This window comes from Fulvivirga sp. (assembly GCF_040218215.1).
GTDB lineage: Bacteria > Bacteroidota > Bacteroidia > Cytophagales > Cyclobacteriaceae > Fulvivirga.
This window is the reverse complement of record NZ_JAVJQL010000013.1, coordinates 140,591-157,697: the sequence shown is the minus strand read 5'-3', so window position 1 is coordinate 157,697 and position 17,107 is coordinate 140,591. Positions and strand designations below refer to the sequence as shown.

General features: G+C 38.5%; 16 protein-coding genes and 1 tRNA gene. 7 read left to right on the top strand and 10 right to left on the bottom strand.

Annotated features, from left to right (window positions below; genetic code table 11):
• The first annotated feature begins 20 nt into the window (after nucleotides 1-20).
• From RIB54_RS07815 to crcB, 3 genes are read left to right on the top strand one after another with little or no spacing between them, the layout of a single operon-like run.
• Nucleotides 21-1,064 carry a hypothetical protein gene (locus RIB54_RS07815; protein ID WP_350100302.1) on the top strand — a complete coding sequence of 348 codons (1,044 nt, stop codon included), beginning with the start codon at nucleotides 21-23 and terminating at the stop codon, nucleotides 1,062-1,064.
• Nucleotides 1,065-1,105: 41 nt separating this feature from the next.
• Nucleotides 1,106-1,546: a hypothetical protein gene (locus tag RIB54_RS07810; protein ID WP_350070920.1), complete on the top strand. Its 441-nt coding sequence runs from the start codon at nucleotides 1,106-1,108 to the stop codon at nucleotides 1,544-1,546.
• Nucleotides 1,546-1,920 (top strand): fluoride efflux transporter CrcB, encoded by a 375-nt coding sequence (crcB, locus tag RIB54_RS07805; RefSeq protein WP_350100300.1) that lies wholly within the window; start codon nucleotides 1,546-1,548, stop codon nucleotides 1,918-1,920. Before RIB54_RS07810 ends, crcB begins: the two co-directional genes overlap by 1 nt.
• On the opposite strand, the gene RIB54_RS07800 is transcribed toward crcB, so the two are convergent.
• The 3 genes from RIB54_RS07800 to RIB54_RS07790 form a co-directional block, all read right to left on the bottom strand.
• On the bottom strand, nucleotides 1,921-4,221 hold the full coding sequence (locus RIB54_RS07800; protein ID WP_350100298.1) for an acyl-CoA dehydrogenase family protein: 2,301 nt from the start codon (nucleotides 4,219-4,221) through the stop codon (nucleotides 1,921-1,923).
• Between the two features lie 287 nt (nucleotides 4,222-4,508).
• Nucleotides 4,509-5,093 carry a hypothetical protein gene (locus tag RIB54_RS07795; protein WP_350100296.1) on the bottom strand — a complete coding sequence of 195 codons (585 nt, stop codon included), beginning with the start codon at nucleotides 5,091-5,093 and terminating at the stop codon, nucleotides 4,509-4,511.
• A 25-nt stretch (nucleotides 5,094-5,118) separates the two neighbouring features.
• Nucleotides 5,119-6,168 (bottom strand): M42 family metallopeptidase, encoded by a 1,050-nt coding sequence (locus tag RIB54_RS07790; RefSeq protein ID WP_350100294.1) that lies wholly within the window; start codon nucleotides 6,166-6,168, stop codon nucleotides 5,119-5,121.
• A gap of 279 nt (nucleotides 6,169-6,447) precedes the next feature.
• Between RIB54_RS07790 and RIB54_RS07785 the strand changes: the two genes are divergently transcribed.
• On the top strand, nucleotides 6,448-8,775 hold the full coding sequence (locus RIB54_RS07785) for a penicillin-binding protein 1A (RefSeq protein WP_350100292.1): 2,328 nt from the start codon (nucleotides 6,448-6,450) through the stop codon (nucleotides 8,773-8,775).
• 3 nt (nucleotides 8,776-8,778) lie between these two features.
• On the opposite strand, the gene RIB54_RS07780 is transcribed toward RIB54_RS07785, so the two are convergent.
• From RIB54_RS07780 to RIB54_RS07760, 5 genes are all read right to left on the bottom strand, one after another.
• Complete coding sequence (locus tag RIB54_RS07780; protein WP_350100290.1) at nucleotides 8,779-9,819, bottom strand: hypothetical protein; 1,041 nt, start codon at nucleotides 9,817-9,819, stop codon at nucleotides 8,779-8,781.
• Nucleotides 9,806-10,723 carry a hypothetical protein gene (locus tag RIB54_RS07775; protein ID WP_350100288.1) on the bottom strand — a complete coding sequence of 306 codons (918 nt, stop codon included), beginning with the start codon at nucleotides 10,721-10,723 and terminating at the stop codon, nucleotides 9,806-9,808. The genes RIB54_RS07780 and RIB54_RS07775 overlap by 14 nt, the downstream gene beginning before the upstream one ends.
• Before the next feature lie 213 nt (nucleotides 10,724-10,936).
• Nucleotides 10,937-11,533, bottom strand: a complete 597-nt coding sequence (locus RIB54_RS07770) for a DUF6624 domain-containing protein (protein ID WP_350100285.1) — start codon at nucleotides 11,531-11,533, stop codon at nucleotides 10,937-10,939.
• A gap of 134 nt (nucleotides 11,534-11,667) precedes the next feature.
• Nucleotides 11,668-11,907 (bottom strand): GIY-YIG nuclease family protein, encoded by a 240-nt coding sequence (locus tag RIB54_RS07765; RefSeq protein WP_350070952.1) that lies wholly within the window; start codon nucleotides 11,905-11,907, stop codon nucleotides 11,668-11,670.
• A gap of 1 nt (nucleotide 11,908) precedes the next feature.
• Nucleotides 11,909-11,992 (bottom strand) — tRNA-Leu (locus RIB54_RS07760).
• Between the two features lie 204 nt (nucleotides 11,993-12,196).
• On the opposite strand from RIB54_RS07760, the gene RIB54_RS07755 reads away from it, so the two are divergent.
• Together RIB54_RS07755 and RIB54_RS07750 are read left to right on the top strand one after the other, a co-directional pair.
• Nucleotides 12,197-12,487, top strand: a complete 291-nt coding sequence (locus RIB54_RS07755; protein ID WP_350070955.1) for a nucleotidyltransferase family protein — start codon at nucleotides 12,197-12,199, stop codon at nucleotides 12,485-12,487.
• Entirely contained in the window at nucleotides 12,480-12,827 is a 348-nt protein-coding gene (locus RIB54_RS07750; protein WP_350100283.1) for a HepT-like ribonuclease domain-containing protein, read from the top strand. The genes RIB54_RS07755 and RIB54_RS07750 overlap by 8 nt, the downstream gene beginning before the upstream one ends.
• Before the next feature lie 23 nt (nucleotides 12,828-12,850).
• On the opposite strand, the gene egtD is transcribed toward RIB54_RS07750, so the two are convergent.
• Together egtD and egtB are read right to left on the bottom strand one after the other, a co-directional pair.
• Nucleotides 12,851-13,783: an L-histidine N(alpha)-methyltransferase gene (egtD, locus tag RIB54_RS07745; protein WP_350100280.1), complete on the bottom strand. Its 933-nt coding sequence runs from the start codon at nucleotides 13,781-13,783 to the stop codon at nucleotides 12,851-12,853.
• A gap of 14 nt (nucleotides 13,784-13,797) precedes the next feature.
• Nucleotides 13,798-15,045 (bottom strand): ergothioneine biosynthesis protein EgtB, encoded by a 1,248-nt coding sequence (egtB, locus tag RIB54_RS07740; protein ID WP_350100278.1) that lies wholly within the window; start codon nucleotides 15,043-15,045, stop codon nucleotides 13,798-13,800.
• A 429-nt stretch (nucleotides 15,046-15,474) separates the two neighbouring features.
• On the opposite strand from egtB, the gene RIB54_RS07735 reads away from it, so the two are divergent.
• A complete protein-coding gene (locus RIB54_RS07735; protein WP_350100276.1) occupies nucleotides 15,475-17,067 on the top strand; it encodes a S8 family serine peptidase in 1,593 nt (530 codons plus the stop codon).
• Nucleotides 17,068-17,107: the final 40 nt, after the last annotated feature.

Sequence of the window (17,107 nt, the reverse complement as noted above, 5' to 3'; positions counted from 1 at the left end):
GTTGCCTATATTTATGCCTTATGGCCATTATTAGCAAAAAGAAAAATATCTATAAAATAAGTGCCACGCTCAGGGATTATCTCAAAAGGCATGATAGAGAGATCAAGTTGCCTATTAATTACAAAGACCTGTTGCGATATGATAATTCTATAGCACTCATAGATCAGCGTGGGAAAGATACCTTTTGGGAGACTGTCTTTTACCCTCAGGATGAAATGAAGGATATTCATCATAGTGTGAAAACCATTTATGCCATTCTGAAGGCTGATGGAGACCTTTCGGTAATGGAGCATCTGTTTGTAGATAGAATTGACCTCTGTATTTTTGGCAATACACAGCCTTTTAGAATCAGGATAGTTAACCGTATCAATGACAATTTTGATTATTTCTACATTAAAAATGCAGATGCTTCGCGTGTATATGGTTTAGAATTAGAACATCTGCTCTCCCCTAACAGAATTAGTTATGTGGTGCATGAGGAGACATTAATTGAGGAGCATATTGTTGGGATACCGGGCGATCAGTTTATAAAATACCACTTGAATGATGAGAACCTAAATCAAATCCGATTTGCCAAAGAGTTTGTAAAGTTTAATGAAAGATGCATTGTAAGGCTTTTGGGCGATATGCACTCCAGCAACTTCGTGATTGATATCACTCCTGACTTTGAAGAAGTAGATTATCGTCTGCGTGCTATAGATTTTGATCAGCAGTCATATGAAGGCAGGAAGGCTATTTACCTGCCTCAGTATTTCAAACAGAATAATCCGCTAATAGAAATCGGTCTTAAATGCATGACGCCTGAAACAGTAAAGCAGTACCAGAAGGAGGAGCGCTCATTAATAGCACACCGCTATAAGGCCAGTAAAGACAAAGTGAATGAATTGTTAGCGGCCATGTCTACTGACAATATTTCTACACCAAAGAATGTAAAGTCGTTGGCCAAGGATCTATCAAAGCATTATAACAACAATGACTTTTTGAGTTGCAATACCATGGGCGAGTTGGTTCGGAAAAGTCTGGAAACTGTGCTTAATCAAAAACCAACCTATCAATTTCCCTAGGTTAAAGGTTCAATTCTCTATATTCTTCTATTTTTACACCCATGATCGTTGTCAAACCGAAAGTAAGTACACTTTTTTCCCTGGGAATATTTGTGGCTGCATGTATATCCATTAGTGGCTACACCTTAAGCATTGTTTTAAACTCTTCAAATCCGCAATGGTACCATCTGGCAACAACTGCCTTGCTAGGTCCTCTAGGTCTTGGGCTATTATTCAGAATTGTATTTAAATACAAGGTGGTAAGTGTTGGTAAGGAAAGCATTATCATAAGATTCCCTACAAGGTTTAGCAGTAAAAATTACCCCCTTAAAGAAGTGAAAATGTGGCACGAGACGGCCATTAAAACTGCTGGAGGAAAGTATATGGAAGTTGAAATTCTTTTCACTGATATGAAAAAACTGAACCTCTCCATGCAGGAGCATACTAACTATGCTAATGTGATTAAATACATGAAGAAGAAGGCGTCTAAAAAAATGAAATAATGTTCAAGAACATACTACTGGTCGGTTTAGGTGGATTTTTAGGCAGTACGCTCAGGTATCTGGTTTATATTTTTGTAGACAAAAGATTCATCGGTTCATTTCCTCTGGCCACTTTTAGTGTTAATATTATTGGTAGTTTTTTACTGGGCTTGCTAGTGGCACTATCCTTCAAAAACAACCTTTCAGAATCCATGCGTTTGTTATTAGCCGTGGGACTGTGTGGAAGCTTTACTACCTTCTCCACCTTTGCTATGGAGAATTTCAGCCTGCTCTCTCAGAAAGACATCATGACCTCTTTCCTATACATTAGCTTAAGTGTAATTATTGGTTTAGCTGCTGCTTTTGCCGGGCAATGGGCAGGTAAACTTGGTTGATCAACTATCAGAAACTGCAATATCAGCAGCTAAACAATGATCAGGAATATCAAAGGCATCAGTCAATGCAATAGCATCTTGTCTAATTTCCCAGTTTAGTTGATTTACCAACTTTCTAATCGACTTAGTCTTTACACCTTCCATATAACCTTGCTCAAGGTACCACCCTCTGTTATTTTCGATGGTATATAAAGCAAACAGCTGCGCCAGCTTTCGAAGTACCTGCTGACATTCAACATCTGTAGTTCTTTCTACCTGATCTTGAAACTGCTCTAATATTATTCTTTCTATATATGCCTTGCCAACATTCACCATATGATGGCCGCTGACATTGAATGCGTCAAATGAATCCATCCCATCCTCAATCAATCGCTTCAATCTCTGTGCTGCAGAACTTAAGATTGACTCTTCCCTGTAAGTAAATGCCTTCATATGAAAATCAAAATCCAATAGATGCTCCTCATCGGTATTACGAACGGCCAAAGGATTTTTCTCAACAATATTGACTTTCGCTTTTTCAGCAACATAGTTAAACACTGTAACAAGGCTCATATTATGAAACTCCTGTTTAAATTCAGTAAGTCTATTTTTAGCCACCAGCTGCATCAGCACCGTATTATCTCCCTCAAAAGTGGTGTAAACATCAGTGTCAGCCTTCAGGTCTGGTATCCTGTTTTCACCAAGGTAGCCCTTACCTCCACAGGCCTCACGGCACTCTTGCAAAGTTGAAGTGGTAAACCACGTGGTATAAGCTTTTAACCCTGCGGCAAGTGCTTCTATCTCCTGAGCATCTTCTTCCGTTTTTTTAAGGAACCTGCTGGTGAGATATTTTAAACTAAAGTGTAAAGCATATGCGGTGGCCAAAGGTGGCAAGAGTCTCCTCTGATGTAACCTATAGTTTAAGATGGGCACCTCTTCTCCACTTTGCGGTCCAAATTGCTTTCTACCATCTGCATATCTAAGGGCGATGGTCAATCCAGATTTGGTAGCTGATAATCCCGACCTGGGAATACCGATTCGTCCGCCTACCAAAGTGCCTAGCATGGTGAAAAACCTTCTATTATCACTGGTTATTGGGCTTGTGAATTCTCCATTTTCATCAATACCGGCAAATTTGTCCAGCATATTTTCTGCCGGGATGATTACATTATCAAACCAAATTTTTCCGTTGTCAACACCATTAAGCCCCATCTTAGGTCCGCAGTCCTCTATTGTAACTCCAGGCTGTGCCTTGCCATCTGCTGTTCTTATCGGAACTACAAAAGCACTGACGCCATAGTCAGTACCATCAATCATTAATTTGGCAAATACCGTGGCCATTTGTCCATGGATGGCAGCATTACCTATGTATTCCTTGCAAGCCTTGTCATGAGGGGTATGGATAGTAATGGTCTTATTGCTGTGGTGGTAAGTGGCCGTTGTTTCTATGCCCTTCACATTGCTGCCATGGTTAGTTTCTGTCATCGCAAAGCAACCGGGTATTTTCAATGTGCCTATGTCTTTTAAATATTTTTTATGATGCCGCTCCGTGCCCAGAAAAAATACACTCATTCCCCAAAGTCCGAACTGCACACCAAACTTTATGACCATACTCAAATCATGAAAACTCAGCGTTTCCATAATTGTGAAATAGCCTCCCATATCACCTTTACCGCCATACTCCTTAGGAAAAGCCCAAGCACCAAATCCATGCTCCGCTAGTACCTGACAAAGTTTGTACACATCTTCGCGCTGCTGCGCCAAGCTCTCCTTAGCGGGATATTTAAAATTAGGACTTGCAATAACAGCTTTAACTTTACGAATAACCTCTGCATCATGCCCTTCCAGAATTGCGGTCATACTTGAAATATCAAAATTCGATTCCCTTGAAAGATTACCAGTAACCGTTTTATGCTCATCCTGAAAGATGTAGTTCACCTCATTACTGATCATCCCAAGCTGACGCTCCGCTTCCCGAAAAGCACTTATGGTATCATCTGAAATTTCAACTTTTTGACCATTTGAATGGTTATTTGCAAGGTCAAGTCCCAAATCGGTAAGGGTGCGATTTTTTTTAATGTCAGCGGTCAAAATTTTAGACTTCCACTCTTTAAGCTCCTTTGGCCTTACATCTTTTTTAGGGTCTAGGTAGCTTTGAAGAAATTGTAATTCATTCCCGGAGAGCCAATTCTGACTTTTCAACAAAGCATTGAGTGTGTCCTGTTCTGCCTTAGTGAGAATTGAATCTGCCCATAATGCATAGTAGATAGGCAGGAACAGGTATAGGTTTGGGTTTTTCTTAAGCTCTTCAGAGTGAATCATGATCTTATCATTTGAGATATTAAGTAATTCTCATATTAAATTACTCAACCTGATTCAGAACATCTTGCTTTTGGGGTTAATATACTTTGGGAAAGATAAAGGTGTCTGAATTATAGGTCTTTGACTCACAAACCAAGCAACCAGAATTTCAATTTTCAATCATGTCGTAGCAGAGCGGAGACATCTTAACTACCTAGTCTTAGCATCTCGTTAAGACTAAAACTTATATGGTCTTAGTGAGACACTAAGACCAGTTGGGGGGGGTTCAGAATGACAATTTTCTAACCCTATTTATCTTTAGGTGATATTTTATTGCCTTCTAAATCATATTCAGTCACAATTCCTTTTTTACTTAATGAATAGTCAACTTCACGCCTTATCTGGCCATTAGGGTAAAAAGTTCTTTTTAATCTAAATTGAACTGACATATATTTTTTACCCTTAGCAGTTATTTCATTTACTTCTAAATATTTCCTTTTTACCCCCTCTTTATATTCCGTTATTGACTTAAGGCTGCCTTCTTGATAATCCCTAACTGTAAAATCATTTCGATTCTTAGAATTATAAGCAATTTCTTCACCATCATATATATCCTCTTTAAAAGTGCATCGGTACATTAAAATGTCATCCTTAAACAAGTAATAATTTCCATTTTTCTTATTACCAAAAAAAGTTGTTACCTGTTCAATTTTGCCATTCTTATTGTATTTTCTCCCAATAACAAATCCATTTTCATGATACTCATATCTGGCCATTTTGGAAATATCCTCATGAACAGTATAGCTTCCCGTATCAATTGGTTGATATTGACGATTAGGTAATTGCCCGAATACCGATAAAGGTGTGAGTAATAAGAAAACAATAAACTTCATCTTAGAACCATACAAATGAAGCATTCTATTTATGACTCCAGTCATACCCATCCAACGACTCCAAACACGCTTTCAGTAGTTTGATGCTGTTATCAATGTCCTTTTTATGGGCCATTTCTATTACCTGATGCAAGTGTCTGGTAGGGATGGAAACTGCTCCTGATATGGCTCCGTTTTTTCCCATACGCTGGATACCAGCCGTATCAGTACCGCCAGCGGTAAGCAGCTCAGTCTGCCATTTGATTTTATTTTTATCAGCCACTTCTTTCATATAGTCCACCATTCTGTAATCGCAGATGGTCATGGCATCCATAATTTTGATCGCAGTGCCTTCTCCAAGAGCAGTCACTCTTTCGTGTGGTTGCGCGCCCGGCAGGTCAAAGGCAATGGTGGTATCCAGTCCAAAACCAAAATCAGGGTTAATGCTATGTGCTGCCACATTGGCTCCTCTTATGCCTACTTCTTCCTGAACAGTAAATACGCCATAAACATCATAAGGTGTAGACTTTAACTGACGAAGGGTTTCTATCAATATAAAAACCGACACTCTGTTGTCAATTGATTTGCAGTTAACACACTCGCCCATTTCTATCAGCTCACGCTCGCGGGTGATCGGGTTGCCGACACTCACAATCTTCTCCACCTCCTTCTTGGGCATGCCAAGGTCAATAAAGAAGTCTGTTGTCTTTGGCATTTTGGTGCGCTCTTCAGGACTCATTACATGAATTGGCTTAGAGCCCATTACACCGATCACATCCTTCTTACCATGAATGACCACACGCTGTGCAGTCAACGTTTTAGGGTCAAAGCCACCAAGCGTAGTAAACCTTACAAAGCCTTTATCGTCTATATGGGTCACCATAAAACCGATCTCATCCATATGAGCACCGATCATGGCTTTCTTAGCATCGCTTTTGCCTTTTTTTATGGTAATAACATTACCCATATTGTCCACCTCTACACTATCGACCAGCGGAGTAACCTCTTTGATGATAAGGTTTCTGATCTTGCTTTCATAACCCGGGACTCCAGGTGCTTCACATATTTTCTTGAGTAGTTTTACGTTAATAGCCATAACTATATTTTTTAATTAATTATTCTATATCATTGATTTTGCCTGTACTAAATACAAAAAGATTGCGGATCGAGTCCGCAATGACAAAAATAAGGTCTCAGTTGTCATTCCGGCCTTGAGCCTGCCTTTGTCGGGCAGACAGGCCGGAATCTAAAGCACCTGATTATGATCCATTACAAGCAATCACAATTTTAAATGATAAGATTTCGAAGATAAGTCAATTTGGAGAAAATTATTCCAAATTTGCCCATGAAGAGTTACAGAAACCTGACCGATTAGATGCCGAGAAAAAAGAAGGAGCAAAAACAAAAAAAATCATTCCTAAAAACTGCCTTTAAATACCTAAGCCTTTTATTCTTCGCAGGCTTGGGACTGGCCATTGTATTTGTGATGCTGATAAAGGCTGGCTTTTTTGGCGCATTGCCTAGTGACGAGTCTTTAAAAAACATTCAGAATAACATTGCCACTGAAGTTTATAGTGCTGATAAAGTATTGCTTGGAAGGTTCTTTGTTCAGGAGCGAAACCCCACCAAATACGAAAACATCTCGCCTAACGTGATCAATGCACTGGTAGCCACTGAAGATGCCCGATTTTTCGATCATAAAGGTGTTGACCCAAGAAGTCTGGTTAGGGTGATACTGCGGACAGTCATTTTGCAAGATCGATCAGGTGGAGGTGGTAGTACATTGAGTCAGCAGCTGGCTAAAAACCTTTTTCCCAGAGACATGAACAGCAAGTTTGATATTGCTGTAACTAAAGTTAAAGAAGCGCTCATTGCCTTTCAGTTGGAAAGCATTTATACCAAGGAAGAGATACTGGAGCTTTACCTCAACACCGTCCCATTTGGTGAAAACATCTATGGTATTGAAATGGCTTCCAAAAGGTTTTTTAATAAAAAGGCCGCTGAGTTAAAGATTCAGGAAGCTGCAGTTTTAGTAGGTATGCTCAAGGCCAACCACACCTACAACCCGAGGTTATTTCCTGACAAAACAAAGGTTAGAAGGAATGTGGTGATGAGCCAGATGGTGAAATATGACTACCTGAGTAAAGCAGAATATGACACGTTAAAAGAACTACCTATTGAAATTGATTATAATAAAATCTCACACAGCACAGGTTTGGCGACCTATTTCAGGGATTTCATTAAACCAGATCTGATAAAATGGACTGAAGAAAACACTAAAGAAGACGGCACAAATTATAATCTCTTTACTGATGGCCTAAAAATCTATACTACCATTGATTCCAGGATTCAAAAATATGCAGAGGCAGCCATGACCAGAAACATGGCCAATCTTCAACGGCAGTTTGATGATCACTGGTCGAGGCAAAAACCGTGGAGCACCAATCCGGATTTATTGAATACAGCCATCAGAAACACAGATCATTATAAGTCATTAAAAAAGAAAGGCCTTAGTCATGAGGAGATTTTGAAGAAAATGAAGACCAAAAACCTGATGGATATCTTCACCTGGGAAGGTCTTAAAGAAACAGAAATAAGCTCCATTGATTCCCTGCAGCATTATATGATGCTCCTTCAAACCGGAGTGGTGGCGCTTGATCCTAACAACGGCCATATTAAAGCTTGGGTTGGCGGTATTGACTTCAGCCAGTTTCAATATGACCATGTCATCAGGGCAAAGAGGCAAGTGGGTTCTACATTTAAGCCTTTTGTTTATGCAGCGGCATTAGAACAGGGCATGAAGCCCTGTGAATATACTTCAGCATCCAGAACGGTCTACAAAAACCTTGAAGGCTGGACACCTGGCAATGCCGATAAGGATGAAAATGTGATGAAATACTCTTTCACCGGTGCCCTGGCAAAATCTATAAATACCGTGACCATTAAGGTGCTGGAAGATGTGGGTATCGATAATGTGATAGAAACTGCCCGTGTAATGGGCATTGATGAGAAACTGCCAGAGGTGCCTTCTGTAGCGCTTGGCACGGCCAGCATCAGCCTGATGGAAATGACGAAAACCTACTGCACCATGGCCAATGGAGGCAGTAGAGTACAGCCTGTTTATCTATCTAAAATTTATGACCAAAAAGGCAAGCTGCTCTTTGAGCTGGAAGACCCTGAACCTAAAAGAGCAATTAAGCAAACCACTGCCCAGCTTATGAATGAAATGCTGAAATCGGTGGTGAATGAAGGTACAGCAGGATCTGCTCGCTGGAAATATAAATTACCCAATGACTTAGCAGGCAAAACGGGCACCACTCAATCCAATACTGATGGTTGGTTCATTGGCTATAACCCTAAGCTGGTGGTTGGGGTTTGGGTAGGTGCAGATAATCCTGCGATACGATTTAGAAGTACTGCTTTAGGTAGTGGCGGTAATATGGCCTTGCCCATATTTGTTGGCCTTTTTAATGACATGAACAAAGATGCTTCTTTGAATGTCATTACTCAGGCCAGATTTCCAGCTTTAGGTGCAGACCAATTGGCCTTGCTTGATTGTGACCTTGAAAAAGAGGACAAGAATTTTATTCAGAAAGTGCTTGGGTTAGATAAAAAGGACAAGGCGAAAGAGAAAGAATTTGGTGAAGAGAAAAAAGGCCTTTTCAAGAAAATTGGAGACATATTTAAGAAGAAGGAGAATTGAGATTCAATTCTTATTTCCATACAACTGCTCTACTTTCTGTTCGATAATTTTGAGTTGATCTTTATTTTGGTTGTTAATGATCTCATTGATGGATTGTGAAGTATTGTCCAATTCACGAATAGATTGCCTAATCAATTCTAAAATATTAGCGCGTTCGCTGCCATTATTTAACTTTTGAGCAATATTCATTAGGCCTTTAATTCTGGCGATGGGTGCTCTTAAAATATGAGAATTCATGAAGCCATATCGGATAATTTCCTTCTGTTGCTCCTTTAATTCCGTTGTTCTTATCTTAACCTTCTCCTCAAGACCTTCCTTAATGGCCAGTAGCTCTTCCTGAATAGATTTTAGTTCTTCATTTTGAGCCTCCTTCTCATTATTCTTCTCATAAATTTCAATAAGCTTATCGTTTAATGACTTATTGAGATCCAGGATAACATCGTACTGGTTACTATTATATCTTCGATAATTCAAGAAGGAAAGAACAAGAAATAAAATGGCTGAAAAGAATCCAATAATGGCCATCGGGTGATTCTCAAAAATCACAAAAAATTTATGTTCTGTTTGATCTGCAATAGAATATTGATAGACCAGATTGATTACTACAGTGAAAAATATGGTGAGTATCCAACTGAATATTATTCTAATATCTTTCCTGGCATTGTAATAAAGAATAGGGAGGGTCATACCAAAAATCAGCAATACCAACGGCAAAAATACATTCTCTTCAAACCTTCTGGAAATATCTAAAAAAGGATAAACAAAAAAGCCCAGGTACAAGGTGCTAATACTAAAAAAAGCAAGCTTTTTATAAGCAAGATTGCCCAGGAATTTTAAAATAACTAATTGACATACTAGCATCAATACCAACCTGTAAAAGCCATAGTCCATGGTCTTTTTTAGTATCAGCACTGTATTTAAGAAGTAAAAAAGTAATACAAAGGAAAGAATCCAGATCACTACCCGGCTTATTTCGAGTATGGTAACCCGAAGCCTGTTATCTGAATCTAATTCAGGGAATTGAAACGAATTATATTCCCTCATTTTTTGAATATCTGATTTGAATCATTTTCTCTACCTCTTTGATGCCTTCAAGATTTTGTAAATTAAGCACATCACTTATGGCATAGGTAATGGAGTCTAAGTCCTGCATGATGGAGTTCAACAGCTCGAGGTTCAAATCTGTACCGTTAAAATCCAAAGATTTATCATTAACTATTAACTCAATCGGCCCACGCACCAATTGCGAGTTTACAAAACCATATTTATTTAATGCTTCTGTTTGTTTTTCGAGCTCAGCGGTACGCTCCCTCACAACGAGTTCAAGTTTATCATTGAGTGATCCTATCTCATCCTGTAATCTTATTAACTCACGCGACTGATGATCAAGCACCGTGTTTTGGTCATTTATTAGTGACACATTTTCATCGAGCAAAGTATTGACCTCCTGAATCCTGACATTTTGGACCTCAATATTTTTCAAATACCTGAAAAACATAATTTGAATAAATATCCAGCTTGCAAAGTATGCAACCGCCAACATTGTGTATTCTGTAAAAACTACAATAAGGCCCTGATACTTCACTATGTCCATATTCAAAATAGAATATTTTACCGAAATCATAAATGTGACAAATAGTATAACTACCCAAAAAACAATCCAAAGCCTCTCTGATTTCAAGTCGAAAACAAGGTAAGGAAGAACAGAAAATATGATTAGGGTTGATGGTAGCAGAAATAAATTTTCGGCATAATTAGTCTCAAAAGGTAAGAGAGGATAAATAAAAAAAGAAAGGTAGCAGGATGCCATCATAATTGATGCGCTGTAGGTTCTTTTTATCTTATCAAGCAATTTGAAGTTGATATAGATAGTGACAAACCAAAATATGACCCTTAGATTACCTATGGATATGTAATCTACATCTACCTTAATGTAGACCAAAATCATACTCAGAATAAGTAGGCCTCCTATAATTTTAAGACCAATTTTATGAATGTTAAAAAGGGTAGATCTTATCAGTTGAGGCATATGAGTCTTAAAACAACCGTCAAACTACTGATATTTAACTACTTAATGAAAGTATTTTTTGAGAAAAATGAAGCGTGCGCATCTGACTTGATGGCAAGACAAGATTGCCAGAGATTCACATTAAGAATCTCCCTATTCGAGTGTAACCCCAAATCTGGCCACATAATCCTCAAGAGGTTCCATAAATAGAGAATCTCTCCTTGCCCGCACCTTATCTAAGTCATCTATTGGAGACAATTTGCTTACTCCTGATTCATCTGTAGAAATTTGGCTTCCATATAGCTGTGTTTTGCCCTGCCTCAAACGTATTCTATCAACCATAAGTACGAATGTGCTTGGTGAAATAATACCTTCTTTAGACCATTCTTTAAATAGATTGACATACTCTAGCTGAAATTCCAAGGGTGCATGCTGAGTAATAAAGAATGCAGCCCGTGTCGCCTGATCTCCAGCCCCTACAATTTTATCTGCTCCACAGCATTGCATAATACTATAAAACAAAGCTTGATTCGCTGCATCAACCTCCTCCATTGACATGTCTATTTCACCATTTCGAACTCCTTGATCAACTCTCAAGGCTTCCTCTAAGTAAAATCTAACCTGATCACAATCGACTGTATAGGCTATAATATTTAAACCATTCTGATCTCCACCTTGTAACTGGCTCGTCTCAATGTTGTTTGAACAAGCAAAAAATAATATTAGAACCAAAAAAAAGTATCTATTCAAAATTTTAGATTATTGTGCGCACGAGAGGAGTCTCCGCCCGACCGAATGACTCGGTCAGTCGGGCGGGGAACCTACACGACCATCACGTTTTTGAACATGCAAAGTAAAAAATTGATGATCAAAACAAAATCATTTTAAATACTAAGCTTATCTATGAATCTACGGCCTGCTGCAGTTTTAAAATATTTTTCCCTGGCGATAGCCCCCTCTCTTATGTCAAACTCTTCGAAATACACGATTTGCCATGGAATGTGCGCCTTAGTACTTTTTACCTTTCCTGAATTGTGATAGTTTAATCTCGTCTGCAAATTCTCAGTATGCCCTTTATATAAAGCACCATTCTTTTCACTTTTAAGAATGTAGGTATAAAACATGTGCGCACGAGAGGAGTCGAACCTCCACGACCTAACGGTCACCAGCCCCTCAAGCTGACGTGTCTACCAATTCCACCACGTGCGCATTAACTTTTGAGAAGGACGGCAAATCTAATGAGGAATTCCTATAATATCAATCACTTCCTCCAAACAGAATTCATAAAATACCTCTTATCATCAGTGAAGGTATAAATAATTTTAAAGCCTAATAACCTTGGGTCTTTACATTGGTATCAAAACCTATTAATTTCCATTCGTGAATGCGCGTGAATAAGCATATATTTGAATTGTGAAATCTTTAGCAGAAATAAAAAACTCTTTAACTCACCGGAAAACTCAGTTTTTCGAAAAATATCCTATAAAATCCATTGCTATTTTTGGCTCATATGCCCGAAACGAGCAGAATGAAGATAGTGATGTGGATATATTGGTTGAATTTACTGACAATGTAGGAATTAAATTCATTGATCTTGCCGATGAATTTGAGTCCTATTTAGGTTTAAAAGTTGACTTAGTTTCCCGTAATGGAATAAAAGCAAGATATTTTGAAACAATCAAATCAGATTTAGTATATGTCTAAAAGAGATCATCTCTTACTATTAATGGACATGAAAGATGCTGCAGATAAAATCTTAAGATATGTTGAAGGTTTAAATTATGATTCATTTGTCAATGATGAAAAGACTACAGATGCAGTCATTAGAAATTTTGAAATAATAGGCGAGGCTGCAAATCGTCTTAATCCAGATTTCAAAACTAACACTCCAGAAATAGCATGGAATAGACTAAGAGGTTTTCGAAATCGCATAGTTCATGATTATTTCGGAATTGACTATGAAATAGTTTGGTCAATAATCGAGAATGATATAGCAGAATTAGTTCACCAGCTTGATATACTTATTTCTCAGAATCAAAAATAATCAAGAGAATACCTGCCAAAAACTCACTTCCTCCAAACAGAATTCATAAAATACTTCTTATCATCTGTAAATGCATCTATAATCTCAAAACCTGCCTTTTCTGCCATGCCATTGATCATAGCCTGATCATACTTTTGTGATATTTCCATGTGAATTGGCTCCCATGCCTTGAAGTGAATGGCCGCATCCATGATCTCAACAGTCTGTTCCTTTTCACTAATCAAATAACTGGTAGTTGTTCCTGTCATAGGGTTATAGACAGGGTAATGCCTGAATTGTGAAGTGTTGAAATTCCCTCCCAGCTCATTATTTATTCTATCCAATAGGTTGAAGTTAAAGGCAGCTGTCACACCCTGCTTATCATTATAGGCATCCAAAATCACTTTAGGGTCTTTCTTCAAGTCAAAACCTATGAACAAAATATCATCCGGTTTCAAAGCGTCATAAAGGCCTTTGAGAAATGAATCTGCCTGTTCTTCTGTGAAATTTCCAATATTAGAGCCCAGAAATAGAATTACATTTCGTTCCTTTTCCTCTTTTAACTCTTCGAGTGCTTTAAAATAATGATTGCAAACAGGTGTAACATTCAAAGCTGGTAGCTCGGCCTTTAAAGAAGTCTCCAACTGCGCAAGTACATTGCTGGAGATGTCTATTGGCATATAACAGAAATTAGCTTTCTGCTCAAGAAAATGCCTTAGCAGCACTTTGGTTTTATAACCGTCACCTGCACCAAATTCTATCAGGTTAAATGGTTTGTCATCTGACTTAAACTGATCCAAAACCTGGCCTTTGAATTGATCCAGAATGGAGTATTCTGTTCTGGTAAGATAATACTCATCCAGCGCCATGATCTGCTGAAAAAGCTCATCACCTTTTTGGTCATAAAAATACTTTGAGGACAACCTCTTGGGTTGAGCAGAAAGTCCTTCAAGGACATCGCTTGCAAATTGGTTCATTGTGTGTTTTTAGTTTATAAATGCTTCGCAAGGCGCAAACCCGAAAACATCCATCTTAAATGTGGGTGAAAAAAATTTCTATAAGTTGCCCTGATATGATCTTTCGGTGTAGCACATGATCCTCCTCTCAATACCATCTGATTGACCATGAACTTTCCATTGTATTCTCCAACAGCACCCTCTGGTGCCTCATAATATGGATACGGCCTATAGGCACTGGCTGTCCACTCCCAAACTTCGCCATAAAACTGATTGTCATTCACAGCTGATTGAGGCTGGTATAGGCCATTATCACTAAAACCCTTAGCATGGTCGAGGCTTCCATATTGAAGACATGCTACCTCCCACTCAAATTCTGTAGGTAGTCTTAATCCTTTCCATTTGGCGAAGGCATCAGCCTCGTAAAAACTAATATGCGTAACAGGGGCATCTAAGTTAACAGCCTGTAAGCCGCCACTAAGGTTATACTGGTGCCATTTCCCATCCTGAAAGTGCCAGTGCTCTGGTGCTTTTATTTCATTGGTTTTTACCCACTCCCAAGCATCTGAAAGCCAGTGTTTAAAATTAGAATAGCCACCATCTTCCATAAATTCCAGGTATTCTCCATTAGTCGTCAGTCTATCGGCAACTGCATATTCATGCAGAAACACCTGATGCACTCCATGTTCATTGTCAAACGAAAAGCCTTGCTTATCAAAGCCTATTTTATAGGTTCCTTCTTCAATATTTAACCAGCCTAAGGGTCTGGCTGCGGTATCAGTCTTTTCTATTTGATTTTGATAGGCAGGAAACAATGGGTTGTTGCCAAGTATATATTTGATATCATAGATCAACAACTCCTGATGTTGCTGTTCGTGCTGTAGTCCCAATTCAAGTAGGTCATTTACCTCGTTTTCAACCTCACCACTGAGAAACATTTCCATATGTTCATCAACGTAAGCCCTGTAAGCCAGCACTTCCTGAACCCCTGGCCTGGTAATGTTTCCCCTGTCGGTTCTAATTACCCTGGCACCTACTGTTTCATAATAACTATTGAATAAATAACCGTAATCAGGATTGAATAATGAATAATCCTTAAGAAATGGTACCAGAATAAAAGTTTCGAAAAACCAGGTGGTATGACCCAAATGCCATTTCGGTGGACTGACATCAACTATGGGTTGCACCACATAATCTTCAGTCTTTAAAGGTTTGCAGATTCTCTCAGACTGCAACCTGACCTCTTTAAATTTTGATAATAGGGAAACGGAATCGGTAATCATATTTTCGATTTACTAACAACTTTAAATTAAAAGATGTTATATCGAAATACGAATAAATTGGACGTTAAATAATGATTAAACCTTCAAAAGGTAAACTAAATGACAAATATCAACTCTCTTCAGAGTTGTAATTGTTAGAACGAGCTACTGCCCAAAAGAAAGTTGAGAAAAAAGCCGCCATAGCTATCAAACACACGTAGTACATCATCTCCATAACTTTTTGATTGTTAACATAACAAAGGTAATTGGTTGATTTTTAATAATTTATGAACTGATGCTTGCCAGCCTACTACTGTAAGGTTTTTATTGAAAAAGTATGATTTTTAGAGATGGCCTGTGCAATAATTAATAAAGGGTCCGTTTTACCAACTTATAAATGACAGGTTTTTTCCATAACCTTGTATTTTGTCTATTAATAAAACTTGCTGTATGAAAAAGGTGGGATATATATTATTTGGTTTGCTATGCCTAAACCAAAATATATTTGGCCAGGAGTCAAAAAATAAAAATTACCAGGATAATCAATGGCACCTTAAGGATTTAAAGAAAGATAATGTTGCGGGCACAAGTACTGAATTGGCCTATAAAGAACTTTTGAAGAAGAAAAAGTCAAAAACTGTAATAGTCGCTGTAATAGATGGAGGGGTGGATACGCACCATGAAGATCTTCAAGATAAAATATGGACCAACAAAGGTGAGGTGGCCAATAATAATGTTGATGATGATAACAATGGATACATTGATGACATACATGGCTGGAGTTTTATTGGTGGTAAGGATGGTGATGTACTTTATGAGAATTATGAAATAGTAAGAATCTATAAAAAACTTAGTGAACAATACTCTGATAGTGTCTCGGCCGAAACGAGGGACTCTGAAGAATACCAATACTGGCTAGGCATCAGGGATAGTGTTCACAACCAGGTAAGAACTGTGGTTTCTAATTTTGAGTACTACAGTAGAATAAAAAGCACCTATGACTATTATGTTGAGTTTCTAAAGAAGGAAACTAATTCCGATGAATTATCTGTCAAAAAAATCAATTCACTGCCACGCACTGATTCTACCATAATAAGGGCGCAGGAATTTATGGAGCTCATTTATCAATACTATGGATCACTGGAGACTGATTTTGATCAGGTACTTGATGTGCTTGATGACGAACTGAAAATGTACAATGTAAATGCTGACTACCGAAGTCTGGTTGGCGATAACCCCAATGATCCGACAGAGCAATATTATGGCAACAACAATGTAATGGGTCCTGATGCTGAGCATGGTACCCATGTAGCAGGTATAATAGCTGGCACTAGAAATAATAAGATCGGCATTAATGGTGTGGCAGACAATGTAATTATTATGCCAATAAGGGCAGTGCCAGAGGGCGATGAACGGGATAAAGATGTTGCCAATGCCATTAGATATGCCGTTGATAACGGGGCACAGATTATTAATATGAGTTTTGGAAAGGCGTTTTCACCAAATAAGGAAGTGGTGGATGCTGCCATTAAATATGCCATGACCAAGAGCGTAATTATGGTTCATGCAGCTGGCAATGACGGTCAGGATATTGGCATAACACCAAGTTACCCGGTAAAATATTATACTGAAGGGGACTCTGCCAGATTGTGGATTGAAGTAGGTGCGTCAACATCAACGGCCGATGAGATGCTTCCTGCAGATTTCTCTAACTACAGCAAAATAAGGGTTGATGTATTTGCTCCTGGTGAAGACATCATGAGCACCCTGCCTGATAATACTTATGACGAATTGGGTGGCACCAGCATGGCGGCCCCAATTGTTTCAGGCATAGCCGCACTACTCCTCTCCTACTATCCTGAACTAAGTCCTGAGCAGGTAGTTGAAATCATAAAAAAATCATCAGTTAAATATCCTGATTTAGAGGTAATTACACCTGGCACTATGGATGAATTAACCAGTTTCTCTCAGCTTTCAAATACTGCTGGTGTAGTGAATACTTACAAAGCCCTTAAGATAGCCGAAGAATATTCTTCTAAATAGAATTTTGCTGACGAAAAAAAGGCGAGTATCTTTAAGCATA